Origin of the sequence: Xanthomonas sp. SS, from assembly GCF_014236835.1 — a bacterium.
In the GTDB taxonomy this organism is placed as follows: Bacteria; Pseudomonadota; Gammaproteobacteria; order Xanthomonadales; family Xanthomonadaceae; genus Xanthomonas_A.
The window spans coordinates 4036203-4055011 of the sequence record NZ_CP051190.1 but is presented as its reverse complement, the minus strand read 5'-3'; the positions used below and the strand labels follow the sequence as shown (position 1 = coordinate 4055011).

Sequence of the window (18809 nt, the reverse complement as noted above, 5' to 3'; positions counted from 1 at the left end):
CGCGTGACGAACCGCAGGCCTGTCGCCGGCGCCGCCGCGCGCCAGCCGTCGCCAGGTTCGCGTGCCGCTCCCGCGCCGATGGCTTAACGCCGCCTCCCGCCTGCGCCGCCGTGGCGCCTGGGCGGGCGCCGGCTAGCCCTACAATGCCTCGTTTACCATCGGCCCTCGGGCCCGCCAGGAGTCGTTTTAGATGAAATTCCGCTTCGCCGTCGCCGCCGTGGCCACCTTCGCCGTCGGCCTGGTTTCCGCGCAGACCCCCGGCCCGGTGCCGGCATCGCCTGCCGCCGCTGCCACCGCGCCCGCCGCCGTGGCGATTCCGCCGGCGCCCAAGCCGGCCGTGTCCAAGTCCTGGGTGTTGATGGACTACGCCACCGGCCAGGTGCTGGCCGGCGAGAACGAGCACGCGCGGGTGGCCCCGGCCAGCATCACCAAGGTGATGACCTCCTACGTGATCGCCGCCGAACTGAAGCTGGGCAAGATCAAGCGCGACGACCAGGTCATGCTCAGCGAACGCGCCTGGCGCGAGGGCGGCGCCGGCACCGACGGCAGCTACAGCGGCTTCCCGGTCAACCAGACCGCGCGCCTGGAGGACATGGAAAAGGGCATGGCGATCCAGTCCGGCAACGACGCGGCGATCGCGCTGGCCGAACACGCCGCCGGCAGCGAGGAAGCCTTCGCGTCGCTGATGAACAACTACGCGGCCAAGCTCGGCATGACCGGCTCGCACTTCGTCAACGCCCACGGCCTGTCCGCCGAAGGCCACTACACCACCGCCTACGATCTGGCGCTGCTGGGCCGGGCGATGGTGCGCGACTATCCGGAGACCTACGCCTACAACAAGATCAAGGAGTTCAAGGTCGGCGACATCACCCAGCAGAACCGCAACCTGCTGCTGTGGCGCGACCCCAGCGTGGACGGCATAAAGACCGGGCACACCTCCGAGGCCGGCTACTGCCTGCTCAGCTCGGCGCAGCGCGGCGACCAGCGCCTGGTCGCGGTGGTGATGGGCGACAGCTCCGAGAAGCAGCGCGCCGAGGACAGCCTGGCGCTGCTGAACTGGGGTTTCCGTTTCTTCGAGACCCACCGCCTGTACGAGCCGGGCAAGCAGGTCGCGCAGCAGCGCGTGTGGAAGGGCACCGAGAAGGAAGTGCTGCTGGGCGTGGCGCAGCCGCTGCTGGTCGGCGTGCCGCGCGGCCGCTACAACGAACTGAAGCCGTCGATCGACGTGCCCAAGACCCTGGAAGCGCCGATCAAGCAGGGCCAGGCGATCGGCACGGTGAAGGTCTCGCTGGACGGCAAGGTGATCGCGCAGGCGCCGCTGGTGGCACTGAAGGCGGTCGACGAGGCCGGCTTCTTCAAGCGCCTGTGGGACAGCTTCTGGATGTGGTGGGAAGCCGAGTGAGTTGAAAAAAAGCCGGCTTGCGCCGGCTTTTTTTTTCGGGATTCGGGATTGGGGGATTGGGGATTCGCCGAAGCCGGGAGCGGTTTCCAATCCCGAATCCTGGCTCTTCACAGCCGCCGACTGATCGTAAAGCTGCCGAACACCGGCGTCTGTTTCTGCAGGTCGAATTCGCGGGTGCTCCAGTAGCGCGCCAGCGCGAACTTCCACTTGCCGCGCATCACCGCCAGGCCGAAACCGGCCTCGCCGACGAAGGGGCGCTTCTTCACGCTGTGGCTGTCGCGGAAGGTGTTGCCGTCCAGGGTGATGTCGCGCAGCACCCAGCTCGCGTCGCTGGTCAGGAACAGATGGGCCGACCAGCCGCGGCCCATGCCGTAGCGGGGCGGGGCGGTGTTCTCGCCGGCCGGGCGCAACGGCGAGCTGCCGAAATCGTCGGGCAGTTTCCAGCCGAAGCGCACTTCGCCGCCGGCGTTGGCGTGGGTCTGCAGGGTGCCGAGCGCGCCGCCCCAGTGGCTGATCGCGTCCCAGCCCCAGCCGTCGGCGTTGACCGTCGCGTCGCCGGGCCAGCGGCGCATGCGTTCGTGCACCAGGCGGAACACCGGTTCGTCGTGCAACTGGTTGTCCCAGCCGAGGAATTTCTCGTCGCCGAGCGCATCGTGCACCGCGTCCTGCACCTGCTTGCCCTGCGCCGACGGGCCGACCATGCCCAGCAACAACTGGGTGGTGCGCAGGCGGTCGCCATTGCGCGCGTTGTAGCCGAAGTTCACCGCCAGCACGGCGGCGTAGGGGCGGTCGTCCCTGATCAGGTCGCGGCGGGTCTTGTCGGTCGGGGTGTAGATGGCCTGGCCGAAACTGAAGACCATGTTCTGCTGCTCGAACTCGCCCGGGTGCAGGCGCTCCAGGTAGCGGTTGACCGCCCGCGCCAGCCGTGGCAGGCAGGGGTCGTCGGTGAAGTCGACCAGGTTCGGCGACACCAGGGTCATGCCGAAGCCGTTGGTATAGCCCTGGTCCTGGCCGGCACCGCCGAACAGGTCGTTGTCGACGCGGACGTTCACTGTCGGTGGGGTGTCTTCCAGTGCGCTGCCGGCGCATCGGTCGGTGGCGGCGGCAGCGGGCAGCGAAGCGATGGCGAGCACGACGGCGAAGGCGAGAGGCAGGCGCGATGACGGCATGGGCGACGTCCCTGGAGGGAAGGAGGGGAATGGGTGCACCGACGCTAGCGGGCCGGATGCGCGCGTCCCGTGAAGCCTGCATTCATGAAGATGCCGGGCCGAGCATAGGCCGCGCCGGCGTTCGCGCGAAAGCCGTGTAGCCGTATCGCTTCGTCCTATTGGCATCGCTTGCCAACCGCGCCCACATGCTGACGCGGTGCGGCTGCCGCCAGCGCCCGTACAAGCGGCCTGCCGGCGCGGCGCGGCCTTGGGTTTGCCCGGCGCCGGCCCGATAATGCAGCCATGGATATCACCTCCGACAACCCCGATCACGGCTTCCAGTTCCCCGGCGTCTTCGAGCTCAGCGCGATGGGCACCGCCAACACCGGGCTGGAGACCGAACTGCCGCGCCTGCTCGCCCAGGCCGGCGTGGACGTGCTGGAAGAGCGCATCAGCTGGAAGCATTCGTCCAACGGCAAATACGTGTCGGTGCGGATCGCCTTCCGCGCCGCCGACCGCGCCCAGTACGACGCCGCGCACCTGGCGCTGCGCGAGCATCCGGAAGTGAAGTGGACGCTGTAGCCGGCGCCGCGGTACTGCCGCCGGAGCCGACGCAGGCACTGCCGCCGTGCCGGGTCCGCGATCTCGGCCGCCAGCCCTACGAGCCGGTGTGGCGGGCGATGCAGCGCTTCACCGATGCGCGTGAGGAAACCAGCGCCGACGAGCTGTGGGTGGTCGAGCACGAACCGGTGTTCACTCTCGGCCAGGCCGGCAAGCCCGAGCACGTGCTGGCGCCCGGCGAGATCCCGGTGCTGCACGTGGACCGCGGCGGCCAGGTCACCTACCACGGCCCCGGCCAGCTGGTGGTGTACCCGCTGCTGGACCTGCGCCGGCTGAAGATCGGCGTGCGCGACTACGTGTGCCGGATCGAGCAGGCCATCATCGACACGCTGGACGAATGGAACATTCTCGGCCAGCGCCGCGATGGCGCGCCCGGGGTTTACGTCGGCGCAGCCAAGGTCGCCGCGCTCGGTATCCGCGTGCGCCGCGGCTGCACTTTCCACGGCCTGTCGTTCAACGTGGCGATGGATCTGGAGCCGTTCCACCGAATCAACCCCTGCGGCTATCAGGGCCTGCAGGTGACCTCGGTGCTAGACTTGGGCGGTCCCTCCGGCATGCAGGCCGTCAAACCGGTGCTGCTGGCCCAACTGGCGCGCCAGTTCGGGCTGACCCTGCAGCCGCTCGACGCCTTGCCCGACCTCACGCTCACGCACGCGGCCTGACCGCCTGCCCGCCGACGACGCCATGACCCAGCCCAGCGCACGCAGCATCCCCTTGCAAGTCCTTTCCGGCGACAGCGCGCCCGCGTCCGCGCCGCTGCAGGCCGGCGTCAAGCAACTGGGCGGGGACAAGATCAACCGCTCGCCGGTGCAGTTCGCCGACGCGCCGGTGCTGCGCAAGCCGTCGTGGATCCGGGTACGGATCCCGTCCGGCAACGCGGTGCAGACGCTCAAGGCCAAGCTGCGCGAGAACCGCCTGGTCACGGTCTGCGAGGAAGCCAGCTGCCCGAACATCCACGAGTGCTTCAGCCACGGCACCGCCACCTTCATGATCCTGGGCGAGGTGTGCACCCGCCGCTGTTCGTTCTGCGACGTCGCCCATGGCCGGCCCAAGCCGCCGGACGCGAGCGAGCCGGCCAGCCTGGCGCAGACCGTGGCCGACATGGGCCTGCGCTACGTGGTGGTGACCAGCGTCGACCGCGACGACCTGCGCGACGGCGGCGCCCAGCACTTCGCCGACTGCATCGGCGCGATCCGCGCCGCCGCGCCGGCCACCCGCATTGAGATCCTGACCCCGGACTTCCGCGGCAAGGGCCGCATGGACCGCGCGCTGGAGATCCTGGCGACCAACCCGCCGGACGTGTTCAACCACAACATCGAGACCGTGCCGGACCTGTACCCGAACGTGCGTCCCGGCGCCGATTACCAGTGGTCGCTGACCCTGCTGCAGAAGTTCAAGGCGCAGCATCCGTCCATCGCCACCAAGTCCGGGATCATGCTCGGTCTGGGCGAGACCATGGAGCAGGTGCAGGCCACGCTGCGCGACCTGCGCGCGCACGACGTGGACATGGTCACCATCGGCCAGTACCTGCAGCCGACCGCGCACCACCACCCGGTGATGCGCTACTGGACGCCGGAGGAATACAAGGCGCTGGAGGAGTACGGCAATGCGCTGGGCTTCAGCCACGTCGCCTCCGGGCCGATGGTGCGCTCGTCCTACCATGCCGATCGGCAGGCCGCCGGCGCCGGCGTCGCCGCCTGAGTTCGCCCTGCGGCAGCGGTTGCGCCGGCGCCGCCGCGTCCTGGCGAGCGTCCAGGACGCCCGCCGTGCCGGCCGCGACGCCCGCCCGCAGCGCCTGCACCGGCGCCATTCACACTTCGCTACCGGCCCCCGGCTAGTCTGGTTCAGGAACAGGTGACACGGCCTGCAACTTGCGGCACTGTCGTGTTGTCTCACGCGATCTGCAGCCCCCCTGACGGCCTCGTGCCGAGAGTACGTAGATGAAATTCAAAGCTTCCGTCTTCCTGCTGGCGTTCGCGCTGACCACGCCGCTGGCGCTGTTCGCCCGCACCGATGCGCCCGCGCTGCCGGCGGCCTCGACCGCCGACCAGTCCACCACCGCCAAGCTGGTGTACGGGCTGCTCTCCGACAGCCGCTACGCCTATCGGCCGCGCGCGCTCGACGAGGCGACCTCGAAGGAAGTCTTCAAGAAGTACCTGGAGACGTTGGACGGCAGCAAGCAGTTCTTCACCCAGGCCGACGTGGACAAGTTCGCCGCGTTCCAGGCCAATCTCGGCAGCAATATCGCCGCCGGCCAGCTGGAGCCGGCGTTCCAGGTGTTCGCCGTGTACCGGCAGCGCGTGGACGAGCGCATCGGCTACGCGCGCAAGCTGCTCAAGCAGGACTTCGATTTCAACGGCAGCGAGAAGTTCGAGTACGACCGCAAGGACGTGCCGTGGCCCAAGGACAACCAGGAACTGGACGACCTGTGGCGCAAGTCGGTGATGAACGACTGGCTGCGGCTCAAGCTCGCCGGCAAGAAGTCCGAGGACATCCGCAAGACCCTGGACAAGCGCTACGCCAACCTCGCCGACTCGGTGAAGGAACTGAAGAGCGAGGACGTGTTCCAGTTCTTCATGAACGCCTACACCAACACCGTCGATCCGCACACCGACTACTTCACACCGCGCACCGCCGAGAACTTCAACCAGCAGATGTCGCTGTCGCTGGAAGGCATCGGCGCGCAGCTGCAGAAGCAGGACGACATGGTGGTGATCCGCGAGGTCATCCCCGGCGGCCCGGCCGCGGTGGACGGCACGCTGAAGCCGGGCGACCGCATCGTCGGCGTCGGCCAGGGCAAGTCCGGCCAGGTCGAGGACGTGATCGGCTGGCGCATCGACGACGTGGTGGCCAAGATCCGCGGCGACAAGGACACCCAGGTGCGCCTGGAGTACATCCCGGCCGAGGCCGGCGTGGACGGCAAGCACCGCCAGCTGCTGCTGACCCGGCAGAAGGTGCGCCTGGCCGAACAGGCCGCCAAGGGCGAGACCATCACCCTGCCGGCGAAGGACGGCGAACCGGCGCGGCGCGTCGGCGTGATCAAGCTGCCGGCGTTCTACCAGGACTTCGAAGGCCGCCGCCGCAACGCCAGCGACTACGCCTCGGCGACCCGCGATGTGGCCAAGCTGCTGGCCGGCTTCAAGACCGACAAGGTCAATGGCGTGGTGCTTGACCTGCGCAACAACGGCGGCGGCTCGCTGGACGAGGCGATCGAACTGACCGGCCTGTTCATCGAGCAGGGCCCGGTGGTGCAGGTGCGCGAATCCGGCGGCCGCGTCACCGTCAACAGCGACGACAACCCCGCCGTGGCCTGGGACGGCCCGCTGGCGGTGCTGATCAACCGCGGTTCGGCCTCGGCCTCGGAGATCTTCGCCGGCGCCATCCAGGATTACGGCCGCGGCCTGATCATCGGCGAGACCAGCTTCGGCAAGGGCACGGTGCAGAACATCGTCGACCTGGACCGCTGGCCGGCCAACGAGACCGACCGCTTCGGCCAGGTCAAGCTGACCATCGCCCAGTTCTTCCGGGTCAGCGGCAGCAGCACCCAGCACAAGGGCGTGGTGCCGGACATCGCGTTCCCGGCCAGCGTCGATGCCACCGAGTTCGGCGAGAGCACCTACCCCAACGCCTTGCCGTGGACCCGCATCGCCGCGGTGCCGCACACCCAGTACGGCAACTTCGCACCGCTGCTGCCGAAGCTGGAGACGCTGCATGCCAGCCGCATCGCCAGCGACAAGGAATTCCAGTGGTGGGAAGAGGACGTGCAGCAGTTCCGCACCGAAGCGGCGAAGAAGTACGTGGTGCTCAACGAGGCCGAGCGCCGCGCCGAGCGCGAGAAGCAGGACGTGCAGCGCAAGCAGCGCCAGGAGATGCGCAAGCAGCTCGGCCTGCCGCTGGATCCGCTCGCCGACGACAGCAGCGACGACGGCCTGACCGGCAACGAGCGCGACATCATCAAGGATGCCGCGCGCGAGAAGCTGGTCGACAAGCGCCCGGATCCGCTGCTGCGCGAGTCGGCCTCGATCCTGGCCGACGCGCTGAACCTGCTGGAAAAGGACCACCCGCTGTCGGTGCAGGTGCTGCCGCAGTCCACCGGCCCAGGGCGCTGGGCCGACTGAGCCCTTGCGCCATCGCCGCGCGAACATCAACGCGCCATCGCCCAGCGGTGGCGCGTTTTTCGTTGAGCGTTTGCGTGGCCGCGCGCGCTTGCGTTCTGCGCGGCTGGTGCCGAACGCTGTGGCAGAGCAGCCAGTCACGGTACCGACGATCGCACTGCAGGCTTCGCCTCGGGCACCAGCCTGACAGACTTTCTGTAGGAGCGGCTTCAGCCGCGACCGTGTCTTACCGGTAACGCCCGGTCGCGGTTGAAGCCGCTCCTACAGGTGCGCATCAACTGGATCGAAAACTGCGCTAACCCAGCGCCTGCCACAGCTGATGCACACCCAACGCCAGCAAGGTCAGGAAGAACACCCGCCGGAACGCCTCGGCGGAAATCCGCTGGCGCAAGCGCGCGCCCAGCCACATGCCGATTGCGGTCGGCAGCAGCGCCAGCAACGAAGGACCCAGCGCGCCACGCGTAAATGCGCCGTGCCAGGCCAAGGCAGTAGCGAGCGCCAGCGTGGCGGTGAAGAAGCAGTAGCCCAACGCACGCATCAGCGTCTCCCGCGGCAGGCCCAGCGCGACCAGATAGGGCAACGACGGCAGCACGAACACGCCGGTGGCGCCGGTCAGCAGGCCGGTCGCCAACCCGGCCGCCGGGCCTGCCCAGGGCTCGTGCCGCGGTGGCAGCCGGCCCTGCCAGCGGCTCAGGCCGAGCAGCGCGTACAGCGCCAGCAAGGCGCCGAGTCCGCCGCGCGCCAGCGCCGGATCGGCGCCGATCAGGATGCCGGCGCTGAGCCAGGTGCCGATCGCGATCGTGAGCAGCAGCGGCCACAGCCGCCGCAACAGCGGCGCCGCGCCCTTGCCCCAGGCCTGCTGCAGATTGGTCAGCAGCGACGGCAATACCAGCAGCGCGGCCGCTTCGGGCGGCGCCAGCCACAGCCCCAGCAAGCCCATGGCGACCGTCGGCAGGCCGGTCCCGGCCACGCCCTTGACGAAGCCGGCCAGGCAGAACACCGCGGCGAGCGGCAGCAGATGCGGAATAAGCGATTGCATGTCTGCAGCATCGGCCGTGCCGCGGCGTCGGACAATGCGCGATCGCTTCAGGCAGACTTCGGCAACGACGAAGGCTGGAGCGGCGATGCACCTAGATTTCATCGACTTGCGGCTGTTCGTGGCGGTGGCCGAGGCCGGCAGCATCACCGCCGGCGCCGACCGCGCCGCGCTGTCGCTGGCCGCGGCCAGCGCGCGCATCCGCGCGCTGGAACTGCAGGCCGGTGCGGCGCTGTTCGCGCGCGGCCGCCGCGGCGTGAGCCTGACCGCGGCCGGCGCCGCGCTGTTGCGGCACGCACGGCAGCTGCTGCGCCAGGCCGAGGCGATGCGCGCCGAACTGGGCGAGCACACCGGCGCCAACCAGGCCACGGTGCGGCTGCTGGCCAATACCGCGGCGCTGTACGAATGGCTGCCCGAACTGCTGGCCGAGTTCCTGGTCGCGCATCCGCGCATCGACCTGGCCTTGCGCGAACAGGGCAGCAGCACCGCGGCCGATGCGGTGCGCGAGGAGCGTGCCGACCTGGCGGTGATCGCCGATCATGCCGACCTGTCCGGCCTGCAAGCGCAGGCGTTTCGCCAGGACCGGCTGGTGCTGGTGGCGGCGGCCACGCATCCGCTGGCGCGCGCGCCGCAGCTGCGCCTGGCGCAGCTATGGCAGGCGGAATTCCTCGGCCTGGCCGACGACAGCGCGCTGCAGCGGCACCTGCGCACGCAGGCCACGCGTGCCGGCGGCCAGTTGCGCATCCGCGCCCATGTGCACGGCATCGAACCGCTGTGCCGGATGCTGGCGCGCGGCGCCGGCGTGGCGATCCTGCCGCAGGCCGCGCTGGCCCGGGTCAGCGTGCGCGAACAACTGGTCGCGGTGCCGTTGCAGGAGCCGTGGGCGGCGCGGCAGTTGTCGATCGTGTGGCGGTCCGCACCGGCGCCGGCGGTGCGTCAGGTGCTGGACTGGCTGTGCGCGCACGCCGACGCTGCCGCGACTACCGGCGCGGGATGACATCCCGTGCGCAAGCGATCGACTTCACTGCGGCCAGGCGAACTCGGCTTCCACCGGGAAGTGGTCCGACGGCCAATGTCCCTGCGGCCGCGCATCGAGCGTGGCGAAGTGGGTGGCGCGCAATCCGCGCGACAGGATCCAGTCGATGCGCCGGTCGGGATGGCCGGTGAAATCGTGGAAGGTCGCTTCCGGTCCCTGTGCGTGCGGCGCCTGCTTGCGCGCGTCGGCCAGCGCAGGCACCAGCGTGCGGTAGGTGGGCGAATCCGGCGCGGTGTTGAAGTCGCCGGTGATCACCACCGGCACGCCGGCCGGCAAGGCCTGCACGCGCGCGAGCAGCAGCGCGGCGCCCTTGGCGCGTGCGGCCTCGTCTTCGTCGCGGTACGGCAGGTGGGTGTCGAACAGGTAGAAACGGCGTCCGTCGGCGATGCGTTCGAACAGCCCCCAGTTCACCATCCGCGGCAGCGGGTGGCCCCAACTGATGCTGCCGACCACCGTCGGGGTGTCTGAGAGCCAGAAATCGCCCGATTCCACCAGCTTCAGGCGGCGGCTGTCGTAGAACACGCCCATGCGCTCGCCGTCCTCGCTGCCGTCGCGGCTGCGCCCGAACCAGCGGTAGTCGGGCAGTTGCGCGGCCAGGTAATCGGCCTGCAGCTTGACCAGCTCCTGGGTGCCGAACACATCGGGATGCTGCGCGCGGATCAGCGCCGCCATCGCGCTGCGGCGGATCTCCCAACGCTTGTCGCCGTCGGTATCGACCGGCACGCGCACGTTGAAGCTCATCACCTTGAGCGCGGTTGGTACGGCGTGCGATGGCGCGCGCGCCTGCGCCGGGGCGAGCACTGCGCCCAGCGCGAGCAACAGCAGCAACCCAAGCGAACGCGGTGACAACGAGAATTTGGACATGGCGACAGGTCTGGCGGTGGGATCGCGCCAATGGTGGCATGCCGATGTGACCGCCATCCAGTCGCGGACTGCGTCGCGCACGCAACGCCACGACGCTCACATTGGCGCACACCACGCGGCGAAACCCGCCCGGCGTGCAGCGGCGCGACAGGCGCCGCGTACGTTATTGGAACGCCGACAGCGCCTGGGTGAGCTGCCCGTTGTTGTTCACCGCGCCTTTCGTATAGCCCTGCCAGCCCGGATACGCATCCGGCTCCCAATAGAACACGCCCAGTCCATGCGCACCGACCGCGCGGATCTTGGCGACCAGGTCGGCCAGCATCGCGCGTGTCGCCGCGTCCTGCTGCCAGTCCATGCCCACTTCGCTGACGATCACGTCCGTGCCGTAGCGCGCCACCACGTCGCGCATGTTGCTGGCGATCTGCGTGTTCGCGCTTTGCCAGCCGCTGCTCGAGGGATAGTGCGACATGCCGACCACGTCCCACTTGCCGCCGGCGGACTTGAGGCCGTCGAAGAACCAGCGGAAGGTCGCGTTGTCGTAGCCGTTGGCCAGATGCACGACCACCTTGGCGTTGGGATACACCGACTTGCTGGCGTTGTAGCCGCTGTTGATCAGCTGCGCGAGATTGCCGAAGTTGGGGGTCTTGCCATCCGGCCACAGCATGCCGCTGTTGATCTCGTTGCCGACCTGCACCCAGCTGACGTTGATGCCGTTGGATTTGAGATACGACAGGATGCCGCTGGTGTGCGCGTAGACGTCGCTGACCAGTTTGGAGAACGCATCGCCGTTCCACGCCGCGGGTTTGGTCTGCTGTCCGGGATCGGCCCAGCTGTCGCTGTAGTGGAAGTCGATCATGATCTGCATGCCCTGCGCCTTTGCCCGCTGGGCCATGTTCAGCACGTCGGCGCCATCGCACCAGCCGTCCTTGGGATTGACCCAGACGCGCAAGCGCACCGCGTTGACGCCGCTGCCCTTCAGCAACGCGAAGAAATCGGCGTTCGCGCCTGCGGCGTTGCGGAACACGCGGCCGCTGCTTTCCTGCTGGTCGATCCAGCTCACGTCCGCGCCCTTGGCGAAACTCTGCGCCGCTGCCGGCGCACACATGCAGGCCAGCAGCAACAGCGCCAGCCACGTGCACATGCCCTTGCTCGATCCGTTCATGGGTTCCTCGCGATGATGGAGTGCCGGTAAGCGACGCCTGCGGCGCTGGCCGTGGCGTGCGCGAGGCTAGCGCGATCGCGCGCGCCACGCGCGCTGCGGCGCAGGGTGTCTACGCCTGGCGACAGCGGCGCCTCGCGCGCGGCACTTGACGCCTTCGCCCATCGGCGTAGCATTTGTCGCACGCCAAGGGACAGACCCGCGGCGACCCCAATCACCGTGAGGGATGCTCATGGAATACGACTACCTGGTGTTCATCGGGCGCTTCGAGCCCTTCCACAACGGCCACGCCGCCGTTGCCCGCCACGCCCTGGCGCGAGCGCAGAAACTCATCTTCCTGATCGGCTCGGCCGAGACCCCGCGCACCATCCGCAATCCGTGGACGGTGGCCGAACGCAGCGTCATGATCCAGGCCGCGCTCGAGGGCGCCGGCGAGCGCCTGATCCTGCGCCCGCTGCGCGACCACCTGTACAACGAGAGCCAATGGATCGCCGCCGTGCAGTCGGCGGTGGCCGAGGCGGTGCGTGCCGATGGCGGCGCCGCCGAGGCGCGCATCGGCCTGGTCGGCATGGACAAGGACGCCAGCAGCTATTACCTGCGCGAGTTTCCGCAGTGGCCGCTGGTCGACGTGCAGCACACCGAAACCCTGTCGGCGACCGAACTGCGCCGCTACCTGTTCGAGGCCGGCAGCATCGATTTCCACGGCGCGCTGCTGATGCTGCGCGGCAACGTGCCGGCGCCGGTGTTCGACATGCTCGAGGCGTTCCGCAAGAACTCGCCGTCGTATGCGGAACTGCTGGCCGAGTACCAGTTCATCGAGCAATACCGCGCGGCCTGGAAGGAGGCGCCGTATCCGCCGACCTTCGTCACCGCCGACGCGGTGGTGGTGCATTCGGGCCACGTATTGCTGGTGCGGCGCCGCGCCGCGCCGGGCAAGGGCCTGTGGGCGTTGCCGGGCGGCTTCGTCGGCCAGCACGAGAGCATTTTCGATGCCTGCCTGCGCGAGCTGCGCGAGGAAACCCGGCTGAAGATCCCGGTGCCGGTGCTGAAGGGCTCGCTGAAGAACCGCCACGTGTTCGACCATCCCGAGCGCAGCCTGCGCGGGCGCACCATCACCCACGCCTTCCACTTCGAATTCACCTTCGGCGAACTGCCCGAGGTGCGCGGTGGCGACGATGCCGACAAGGCGCGCTGGATTCCGGTCAGCGAAGTGCTGGGCATGGGCCCGAAACTGTTCGAAGACCACCTGCACCTGCTCGAATTCTTTCTGGGCCGCGGTTGACCGCGGCTTTCCCGGCCGGCGGACAGACCGCTGGCCTTTCCCCGACGCGAAGGAGCTTCCCGTCATGCAATGCCTGAACAACCTGCTGCTCAACACCGATAGCTACAAGGCCAGCCACTGGCTGCAATATCCGGCCGGCACCGATGCCACGTTCTTCTACGTGGAATCGCGCGGCGGCGTCTACGACCGCACCGTGTTCTTCGGCCTGCAGTCGATCCTGAAGGAGGCGCTGGGCCGCGCCATCACCCATGCCGACGTCGACGAGGCACGCGACCTGTTCGCCGCGCACGGCGTGCCGTTCAACGAGGCCGGCTGGCGCGACATCGTCGACCGCCTCGGCGGTCAGTTGCCGATCCGCATCCGCGCCGTGCCCGAGGGCAGCGTGGTGCCGACCCACAACGCGCTGATGACCATCGAGTCCACCGACGCGCAGGCCTACTGGGTGCCCTCGTACCTGGAAACGCTGCTGCTGCGCATCTGGTATCCGGTCACCGTGGCCACGGTCAGCTGGCACGCCAAGCAGACCCTGCGCCAGTTCCTGGAGCGCACCAGCGACGACCCGGAAGGGCAGTTGCCGTTCAAGCTGCACGACTTCGGCGCGCGCGGCGTGTCCAGCCTGGAGTCGGCGGCGATCGGCGGCGCCGCGCACCTGGTCAACTTCCTCGGCACCGATACCGTGTCCGGGCTGCTGCTGGCGCGCGCGCACTATCACGAGCCGATGGCCGGCTATTCGATCCCGGCCGCCGAGCACAGCACCATCACCAGCTGGGGCCGCGAGCGCGAAGTGGATGCGTACCGCAACATGCTCACCCAGTTCGGCAAGCCCGGCGGCATCGTCGCGGTGGTGTCCGACAGTTACGACATCTTCCACGCGATCCGCGAACACTGGGGGACCACGCTGCGCGAGGAAGTGATCGCCTCCGGCGCCACCGTGGTGATCCGCCCCGATTCCGGCGACCCGGTCGCGGTGGTGCACCAGTGCCTGGAGCTGCTCGACGAGGCCTTCGGCCACAGCGTCAACGGCAAGGGCTACAAGGTGCTCAACCACGTGCGCGTGATCCAGGGCGACGGGGTCAACCCGACCAGCATCCGCGCGATCCTGGAACGCGTCACCAGCGCCGGTTACGCCACCGACAACGTCGCCTTCGGCATGGGCGGCGCGCTGCTGCAGCGGCTGGACCGCGACACCCAGAAGTTCGCGCTGAAGTGCTCGGCCGCGCGCGTGGACGGCAAGTGGATCGACGTCTACAAGGACCCGGTCACCGACAAGGGCAAGCTCAGCAAGCGCGGCCGCATGAGCCTGCTGCGCCATCGCGAATACGGCGGCTACCGCACCGAGCCGGTGCCGGCCTCGGCCGCGTCGCTGGACGAACTGGCGCGGCCTGCCGGCTACGACGATGCGATGGTCACGGTGTGGGAAAACGGCCGCCTGCTGCACGACTGGAGCCTGGCGCAGGTGCGCGAGCGCGCGAACGCCGCGCGCCTGTAGGTGCCGGCATGGACGCCAGCATGGAGTTCGCGCCGCCGCTGAGCGGCGCCTCGCCGCTGTTCGCCGCACTGCGCGCCGGCATGCCGCACCTGGAATGGCGGGTGCCGGCCGCCGCCGATGCCGCGCGCTGGCGCGTGCAGCGCATCGGCGGGCGCGACTATCGCGTCGCGCAGCCGGTGACCTTCACCCCGTACGCGTCGGTGCGGCCGTGTTCGGCGCGCTGCCGCTTCTGTTCGGAGACATTGCGCCCGCAGGCTGGCGGCACCGCCGCGGCCAGCCTGCGACCGCCGCCGGACTATTTCGCGATGCTGCGGCAGGGATTGGCGCAGTTGTCCGGGCTGCCGCTGTCGCAGTCGCTGTCGGGGCTGGAAATGACCGATGACGAAGCCTGGTTCCTGCAGTTGCTGCACACATTGGCCGAGGCCGAACGTGATGGATTGCTGGTCGAGCAGCGCGTGCTGTACAGCAACGGCGCCGGCTTCGCCCGCGGCCGCGGCGATGTGTTGCTGGACGCGCTGCAACGCTTCGGGCTGTCGTGGGTGGAGTTGTCGCGGCACCACCCGCAGCAGGCCGGCAACGACGCGATCATGCGCTTCCGCGACGGCGAGGCGATCGCCGATGCGCAGGTGTTCGTCGCCACCGCGCAGCGCATCGCCGCCGCGCTGCCGCTGCGCCTGGTGTGCATCCTGCAGCACGGCGGCATCGCCGATGCCGACGGCGTCGCCGGCTATCTGCGCTGGGCGCGCGAATGCGGCGCGGGCACGGTGATTTTCCGCGAGTTCTCGCGGCTCGGCGAGGGCTACCGCAGCGGCGGCACCCAGCGCTATCTGGCGCAGGCGCGGGTCGGCGTGGAGCAGGTCGTGGCCGCGTGCATGGCCACGCCGTGGTGGCGCACGCTGCGGCCGCTGCAGATCACCGAGGGCTATTACTTCTGGAACCTGCGCATGGCCACCGCCGACGGCATGGAGGTGGTGTTCGAGACTTCCGACTATGCCGCGATGCAGGCGCGCCACGACAGCGGCGATATCTACAAGCTGGTGTTCTTCGCCGACGGCCGGCTGTGCGCGGGCTGGCAGCCGGATCGCGACCTGCTGTGGCAGGCCCGGCATGGATAGCCGCAGCTGGTGGACGCCGCCGCCGGATCCGCCCGAACACAGGCTGCCCGACGACCTGCGCCGGCGCGATCCGCTGCGCGCGCGCGATTGCGGCTGGGTCAGCCAGATGCGCCCGTTCGTGCGCCAGTTCAGCGCACCGGACGCCTGCGTGCTGGATCCGTTCTGCGGCTTCGGCAGCACCTTGCTCGCCGCCGAACTGGAAGGCCGGCGCGGGCTGGGCCTGGAGATCGATGCCGGGCGCGCGGCGCTGGCGCGCGAGCGCCTGCAGCGGCTCGGGCTGCGCGCGCAGGTGCGGGTCGGTGCGCTGCCGCAGCTCGCGCTGCAGACGCCGGTCGACCTGTGCCTGACCAACGTGCCGTACTTCGGTTGCGACTGGCCTGGCGCGACGGCACCGGGCCAGCTGTATGCCAGCCCCGACTACGCGGCGTATCTGGGCGGGTTGCGCGCGGTGTTCCATGCGGTGCGCCGCGGCCTGCGCGACGACGGCTTCTGCATCGCGATGGTCGAGAACGTGGAGGTCGGCGGCGTATGCGTGCCGCAGGCCTGGGACCTGGCGCGGGTGCTGGGCAGCCTGTTCGTGCCCTGCGCCGAACGCGTGCTGTGCTATCCCCGCCAGACCGCGCAGTCGCTGGCGCCCGGCGACACGCGCAGCGACCGCAGCCATGAGTACGCGCTGATCTTCCAGAAGCGGCGCGAACCGATCGACCTGCAGGGTAGCGCACAGCTGCTGGCCGCACTGCGCGCGGATGGGTTCGCCTACGCCGTGTACGGCAGCTATCCGGCCTGGCTCGCCGACCCCGACGCGGCCGCGCGCCCGCCCGGCGACGTGGACCTGCTGCTGCCGCGCGACCTCGGCCAACTGCAGCGGCTGATGGATTGGCTGCGCGCGCGCGGCTTCGCGCTCAGCCTGTGGGGCGAGCCGCTGGCGGCGCCGCCGACGCTGGCGCTGCTCGACGCCTACCACTACCTGCGCGCCGAACGCCGCGACTGCGGCGGCGGCCTGCTGCGGGTGGACCTGTCGCTGCAGCCGGCGCCGGGCTCGCTAACCGCGGGATGAGCGCTGGCGGCGGCATCAAGGCCGCCTCGACGCGCTTGCGGCTATCCTTGGCCGGTTCCTTCCTTTCGGTCCACGGCCATGTCCGCTTCGTCCAACGTCCTCGCCTTTCCTGCGCTCGTGCTGGTCGCGATCGGCCTGAGCGGCTGCTTCGCCCGCAAGCAGGACAACCTGGTGAAGGAGACCTTCAACTCCGACAACACCTATTCGCGCAGCTATCCGGTACAGCCGGGCCAGGCCTGCGAGTCGGCGCGGCGCGCGCTGCTGAGCCAGGGCTATGTGGTCGCCAAGGCCACCGCCGATGCGGTCGAAGGCACCAAGAACTTCCAGCCCAACCAGGATTCGCACGAGCAGCTGGAGCTTCGCGTGTCGTGCGTGGCGCACGGCCAGGACGAGTCCTGGGTGTTCGTCAGCGCGCTGCAGGACCGTTATGCGCTGAAGAAGAGCGCGACCTCGGCCAGCGTCGGCGTCGGCGTGCTCGGCTCGGTGTCGCTGCCGGTCGGCAGCAGCGACGACTCGCTGGTGCGCGTGGCCAGCAGCACGGTGCAGGACGGCGATTTCTACAAGCGCTTCTTCGAACTCATGGCGCAGTACCTGCCCAAGGCCAAGCCGGCCGCGCCGCCCGAGCCGCCGCCGGCGGCAGCGCCCAAGCCCGAGCCGGCCGCTGCGGTACCGGCGGCTGCACCGACGCCGCCGCCGGCAGCAGCGCCGCCGGCACCTGCACCCGCAGCAGTGCCGCCGACGCCGGTGGCGGAAGCTACGCCCGCGCCTGCTGCCGCGCCCGCGGTCAACGACGGCACCACGCCGCGCTGAGGCGTGCGTTCATCCGCGGCTACGGAAGCTGAATAGCGGCATTTCGCTTCACGATTCATTCGCAATCGCGGTGCAAAGGTGGCGCCGTCGGGAGTGCGATGCCTGTAACAGGTATCGGCTCCGCCACCCAGGAGCAACCAGCATGAACACTTTCAAATCCGCCGTGTGTCTCAGCATCCTCGCGATCGCCACTGCTGCCGCGCCGCTGGCGCAGGCGCAGCGCCATTACGGGCCGGAAGACGCCGGACGCCGCTTCAACGACGGCACCCGCGTGCATTGCAAGAAGGTCGCAGTGCAGAAGAACAACACCGACCCCAACCGCATCGGCGGCACTGTGGCCGGCGCGGCGATCGGCGGCCTGCTCGGCAACCAGATCGGCAAGGGCGACGGCAAGAAGCTGGCGACGGTCGGCGGCGCGGTCGCCGGCGGCGCCACCGGGCGCTACATCCAGGGCCAGCGCCAGCAGGCCAACGGCAACCGCCGCGTCGAGACGGTCTGCAAGCGCTACTGAGCCCACGCCGCGATCGGCCATCGCGGCGCGCTTTGCAAGTAAGTAAAAACGCCCTGGCGGACAGCATCCGCCGGGGCGTTTTGCGTTGGCGCAACCAGGGACTTGTGTGGACAGGTCGGTGAATGCCGCCGCGGGGCTCGCAGGCGCTTGCCAGGCCATGCCACGCTTTTCTGTAGGAGCGGCTTCAGCCGCGACAGACATCATCCGGCAAGACCCTGTCGCAGCTGAAGCCGCTCCTACAGAGGCAGGCTGCGGCGTTGCTGGCCCTAGCCGACAATGGCACTCAGTGCCGCCCCCAGCTCCGGATAGCGAAACACATAGCCTTCCTGCTGTGCGCGGGTCGGCAACACCCGCTGGCTGCCCAGCAACAGATCGGACATCTCGCCGAAGGCCAGGCGCAGCGCCGCGGCCGGTGCCGGCAGCAGCGCCGGCCGGTGCAGCGCCTGGCCGAGCTGCTGGGCGAAATCGGCATTGGTCACCGGTGCCGGCGCGGTGGCGTTGTAGGCGCCGTCGCCGCCGTGCTGCAGCAGCCACAGCAACAGGCCGACGTGATCGTCGCGATGGATCCAGCTCATCCATTGCCGGCCATCGCCCATGCGCCCGCCCAGGCCGAACCGGAACGGCGGCAGCATCCGCGACAACGCGCCGCCGTCGCGGCCGAGCACCACACCGGTGCGGACCAGGCTGGTGCGCACGCCCAGCGCATGCGCGCGCAACGCCTCGGCTTCCCAGTCCTGGCACAGCTGCGCGGAAAAATCCGCGCCGGCCGGACTGCGTTCGTCGAGCAGGTCGTTGCCGCGGTCGCCGTAGTAGCCGATCGCCGAGCCGGACAGCAGGCAGGCGGGACGCTGCGCCGGGTCCAGTTGCGCGATCCAGTCGAGCAGCGCGCGGGTGGTGCCGATGCGCGAGGTGCGGAAGCGGCGCTTGCGGGTCTCGTTCCAGCGGCCGTTGCTGAGCGGTTCGCCGGCGAGATTGATCACCGCGTGCGCCGGCGCCGCGCCCTGCAGGTCTTGCAGCGCCTGCACGCCGGGCAGCGCCCGCGTCGCGCGCGCCGCGTCGCGGCTGAGCACGCTGACCTGGTGTCCGGCCTGGAGCAGGGCAGGGCACAGTGCGCGGCCGATGAATCCGGTGCCGCCGGTGACGAGCACATGCATGACGAGAGTT

The 18809-nt window shown here is 69.6% G+C and carries 17 protein-coding genes; 12 read left to right on the top strand and 5 right to left on the bottom strand.

Annotation, left to right across the window (positions count from 1 at the left end; translation table 11 throughout):
* Positions 1-190: 190 nt before the first annotated feature.
* Complete coding sequence (locus HEP74_RS17060; RefSeq protein ID WP_185813868.1) at positions 191-1402, top strand: D-alanyl-D-alanine carboxypeptidase family protein; 1212 nt, start codon at positions 191-193, stop codon at positions 1400-1402.
* A 107-nt stretch (positions 1403-1509) separates the two neighbouring features.
* On the opposite strand, the gene HEP74_RS17055 is transcribed toward HEP74_RS17060, so the two are convergent.
* Positions 1510-2571, bottom strand: a complete 1062-nt coding sequence (locus tag HEP74_RS17055) for a lipid A deacylase LpxR family protein (RefSeq protein ID WP_185813867.1) — start codon at positions 2569-2571, stop codon at positions 1510-1512.
* Between the two features lie 282 nt (positions 2572-2853).
* On the opposite strand from HEP74_RS17055, the gene HEP74_RS17050 reads away from it, so the two are divergent.
* From HEP74_RS17050 to HEP74_RS17035, 4 genes are all read left to right on the top strand, one after another.
* A complete protein-coding gene (locus HEP74_RS17050) occupies positions 2854-3132 on the top strand; it encodes a DUF493 family protein (protein WP_009606261.1) in 279 nt (92 codons plus the stop codon).
* Between the two features lie 98 nt (positions 3133-3230).
* Positions 3231-3833, top strand: a complete 603-nt coding sequence (gene lipB, locus HEP74_RS17045) for a lipoyl(octanoyl) transferase LipB (RefSeq protein ID WP_241092994.1) — start codon at positions 3231-3233, stop codon at positions 3831-3833.
* 22 nt (positions 3834-3855) lie between these two features.
* Positions 3856-4872, top strand: a complete 1017-nt coding sequence (lipA, locus tag HEP74_RS17040; protein ID WP_185813866.1) for a lipoyl synthase — start codon at positions 3856-3858, stop codon at positions 4870-4872.
* Between the two features lie 239 nt (positions 4873-5111).
* Entirely contained in the window at positions 5112-7289 is a 2178-nt protein-coding gene (locus HEP74_RS17035) for a carboxy terminal-processing peptidase (protein WP_185813865.1), read from the top strand.
* Positions 7290-7581: 292 nt separating this feature from the next.
* On the opposite strand, the gene HEP74_RS17030 is transcribed toward HEP74_RS17035, so the two are convergent.
* Positions 7582-8325, bottom strand: a complete 744-nt coding sequence (locus HEP74_RS17030) for a sulfite exporter TauE/SafE family protein (RefSeq protein ID WP_185813864.1) — start codon at positions 8323-8325, stop codon at positions 7582-7584.
* Positions 8326-8410: 85 nt separating this feature from the next.
* Between HEP74_RS17030 and HEP74_RS17025 the strand changes: the two genes are divergently transcribed.
* Positions 8411-9319 (top strand): LysR substrate-binding domain-containing protein, encoded by a 909-nt coding sequence (locus HEP74_RS17025; protein WP_185813863.1) that lies wholly within the window; start codon positions 8411-8413, stop codon positions 9317-9319.
* Between the two features lie 24 nt (positions 9320-9343).
* Here the strand turns inward: HEP74_RS17025 and HEP74_RS17020 are convergent, their stop codons facing one another.
* Complete coding sequence (locus HEP74_RS17020; protein ID WP_185813862.1) at positions 9344-10222, bottom strand: endonuclease/exonuclease/phosphatase family protein; 879 nt, start codon at positions 10220-10222, stop codon at positions 9344-9346.
* Positions 10223-10385: 163 nt separating this feature from the next.
* The gene (locus tag HEP74_RS17015) at positions 10386-11384 is read right to left on the bottom strand and encodes a glycoside hydrolase family 53 protein (RefSeq protein WP_185813861.1); all 999 of its coding nucleotides are present in this window, start codon (positions 11382-11384) and stop codon (positions 10386-10388) included.
* Between the two features lie 223 nt (positions 11385-11607).
* Here HEP74_RS17015 and HEP74_RS17010 point away from each other — a divergent pair, with 223 nt between their 5' ends.
* The 6 genes from HEP74_RS17010 (at position 11608) to HEP74_RS16985 (ending at position 17645) form a co-directional block, all read left to right on the top strand.
* The gene (locus HEP74_RS17010) at positions 11608-12663 is read left to right on the top strand and encodes a bifunctional nicotinamide-nucleotide adenylyltransferase/Nudix hydroxylase (RefSeq protein WP_053834824.1); all 1056 of its coding nucleotides are present in this window, start codon (positions 11608-11610) and stop codon (positions 12661-12663) included.
* Positions 12664-12727: 64 nt separating this feature from the next.
* Positions 12728-14152, top strand: a complete 1425-nt coding sequence (locus HEP74_RS17005; protein WP_185813860.1) for a nicotinate phosphoribosyltransferase — start codon at positions 12728-12730, stop codon at positions 14150-14152.
* An 8-nt stretch (positions 14153-14160) separates the two neighbouring features.
* Positions 14161-15267: a hypothetical protein gene (locus HEP74_RS17000; protein ID WP_185813859.1), complete on the top strand. Its 1107-nt coding sequence runs from the start codon at positions 14161-14163 to the stop codon at positions 15265-15267.
* Positions 15260-16324 (top strand): DNA methyltransferase, encoded by a 1065-nt coding sequence (locus HEP74_RS16995; RefSeq protein ID WP_185813858.1) that lies wholly within the window; start codon positions 15260-15262, stop codon positions 16322-16324. Before HEP74_RS17000 ends, HEP74_RS16995 begins: the two co-directional genes overlap by 8 nt.
* A gap of 78 nt (positions 16325-16402) precedes the next feature.
* Entirely contained in the window at positions 16403-17134 is a 732-nt protein-coding gene (locus tag HEP74_RS16990) for a DUF2242 domain-containing protein (RefSeq protein ID WP_185813857.1), read from the top strand.
* A gap of 142 nt (positions 17135-17276) precedes the next feature.
* Entirely contained in the window at positions 17277-17645 is a 369-nt protein-coding gene (locus HEP74_RS16985) for a glycine zipper 2TM domain-containing protein (protein WP_179567333.1), read from the top strand.
* Between the two features lie 266 nt (positions 17646-17911).
* Here HEP74_RS16985 and HEP74_RS16980 read toward each other — a convergent pair whose 3' ends face one another.
* Positions 17912-18799 carry a TIGR01777 family oxidoreductase gene (locus tag HEP74_RS16980; protein ID WP_185813856.1) on the bottom strand — a complete coding sequence of 296 codons (888 nt, stop codon included), beginning with the start codon at positions 18797-18799 and terminating at the stop codon, positions 17912-17914.
* Between the last annotated feature and the right edge of the window lie 10 nt (positions 18800-18809).

Excerpts from the sequence above, each read along its gene's own strand:
- HEP74_RS17060 (WP_185813868.1), top strand. The coding sequence starts at position 191 with ATGAAATTCCGCTTCGCCGTCGCCGCCGTGGCCACCTTCGCCGTCGGC.
- HEP74_RS17055 (WP_185813867.1), bottom strand. The coding sequence starts at position 2,571 with ATGCCGTCATCGCGCCTGCCTCTCGCCTTCGCCGTCGTGCTCGCCATC.
- HEP74_RS17050 (WP_009606261.1), top strand. The coding sequence starts at position 2,854 with ATGGATATCACCTCCGACAACCCCGATCACGGCTTCCAGTTCCCCGGC.
- lipB (WP_241092994.1), top strand. The coding sequence starts at position 3,231 with ATGCAGCGCTTCACCGATGCGCGTGAGGAAACCAGCGCCGACGAGCTG.
- lipA (WP_185813866.1), top strand. The coding sequence starts at position 3,856 with ATGACCCAGCCCAGCGCACGCAGCATCCCCTTGCAAGTCCTTTCCGGC.
- HEP74_RS17035 (WP_185813865.1), top strand. The coding sequence starts at position 5,112 with ATGAAATTCAAAGCTTCCGTCTTCCTGCTGGCGTTCGCGCTGACCACG.
- HEP74_RS17030 (WP_185813864.1), bottom strand. The coding sequence starts at position 8,325 with ATGCAATCGCTTATTCCGCATCTGCTGCCGCTCGCCGCGGTGTTCTGC.
- HEP74_RS17025 (WP_185813863.1), top strand. The coding sequence starts at position 8,411 with ATGCACCTAGATTTCATCGACTTGCGGCTGTTCGTGGCGGTGGCCGAG.
- HEP74_RS17020 (WP_185813862.1), bottom strand. The coding sequence starts at position 10,222 with ATGTCCAAATTCTCGTTGTCACCGCGTTCGCTTGGGTTGCTGCTGTTG.
- HEP74_RS17015 (WP_185813861.1), bottom strand. The coding sequence starts at position 11,384 with ATGAACGGATCGAGCAAGGGCATGTGCACGTGGCTGGCGCTGTTGCTG.
- HEP74_RS17010 (WP_053834824.1), top strand. The coding sequence starts at position 11,608 with ATGCTCATGGAATACGACTACCTGGTGTTCATCGGGCGCTTCGAGCCC.
- HEP74_RS17005 (WP_185813860.1), top strand. The coding sequence starts at position 12,728 with ATGCAATGCCTGAACAACCTGCTGCTCAACACCGATAGCTACAAGGCC.
- HEP74_RS17000 (WP_185813859.1), top strand. The coding sequence starts at position 14,161 with ATGGACGCCAGCATGGAGTTCGCGCCGCCGCTGAGCGGCGCCTCGCCG.
- HEP74_RS16995 (WP_185813858.1), top strand. The coding sequence starts at position 15,260 with ATGGATAGCCGCAGCTGGTGGACGCCGCCGCCGGATCCGCCCGAACAC.
- HEP74_RS16990 (WP_185813857.1), top strand. The coding sequence starts at position 16,403 with ATGTCCGCTTCGTCCAACGTCCTCGCCTTTCCTGCGCTCGTGCTGGTC.
- HEP74_RS16985 (WP_179567333.1), top strand. The coding sequence starts at position 17,277 with ATGAACACTTTCAAATCCGCCGTGTGTCTCAGCATCCTCGCGATCGCC.
- HEP74_RS16980 (WP_185813856.1), bottom strand. The coding sequence starts at position 18,799 with ATGCATGTGCTCGTCACCGGCGGCACCGGATTCATCGGCCGCGCACTG.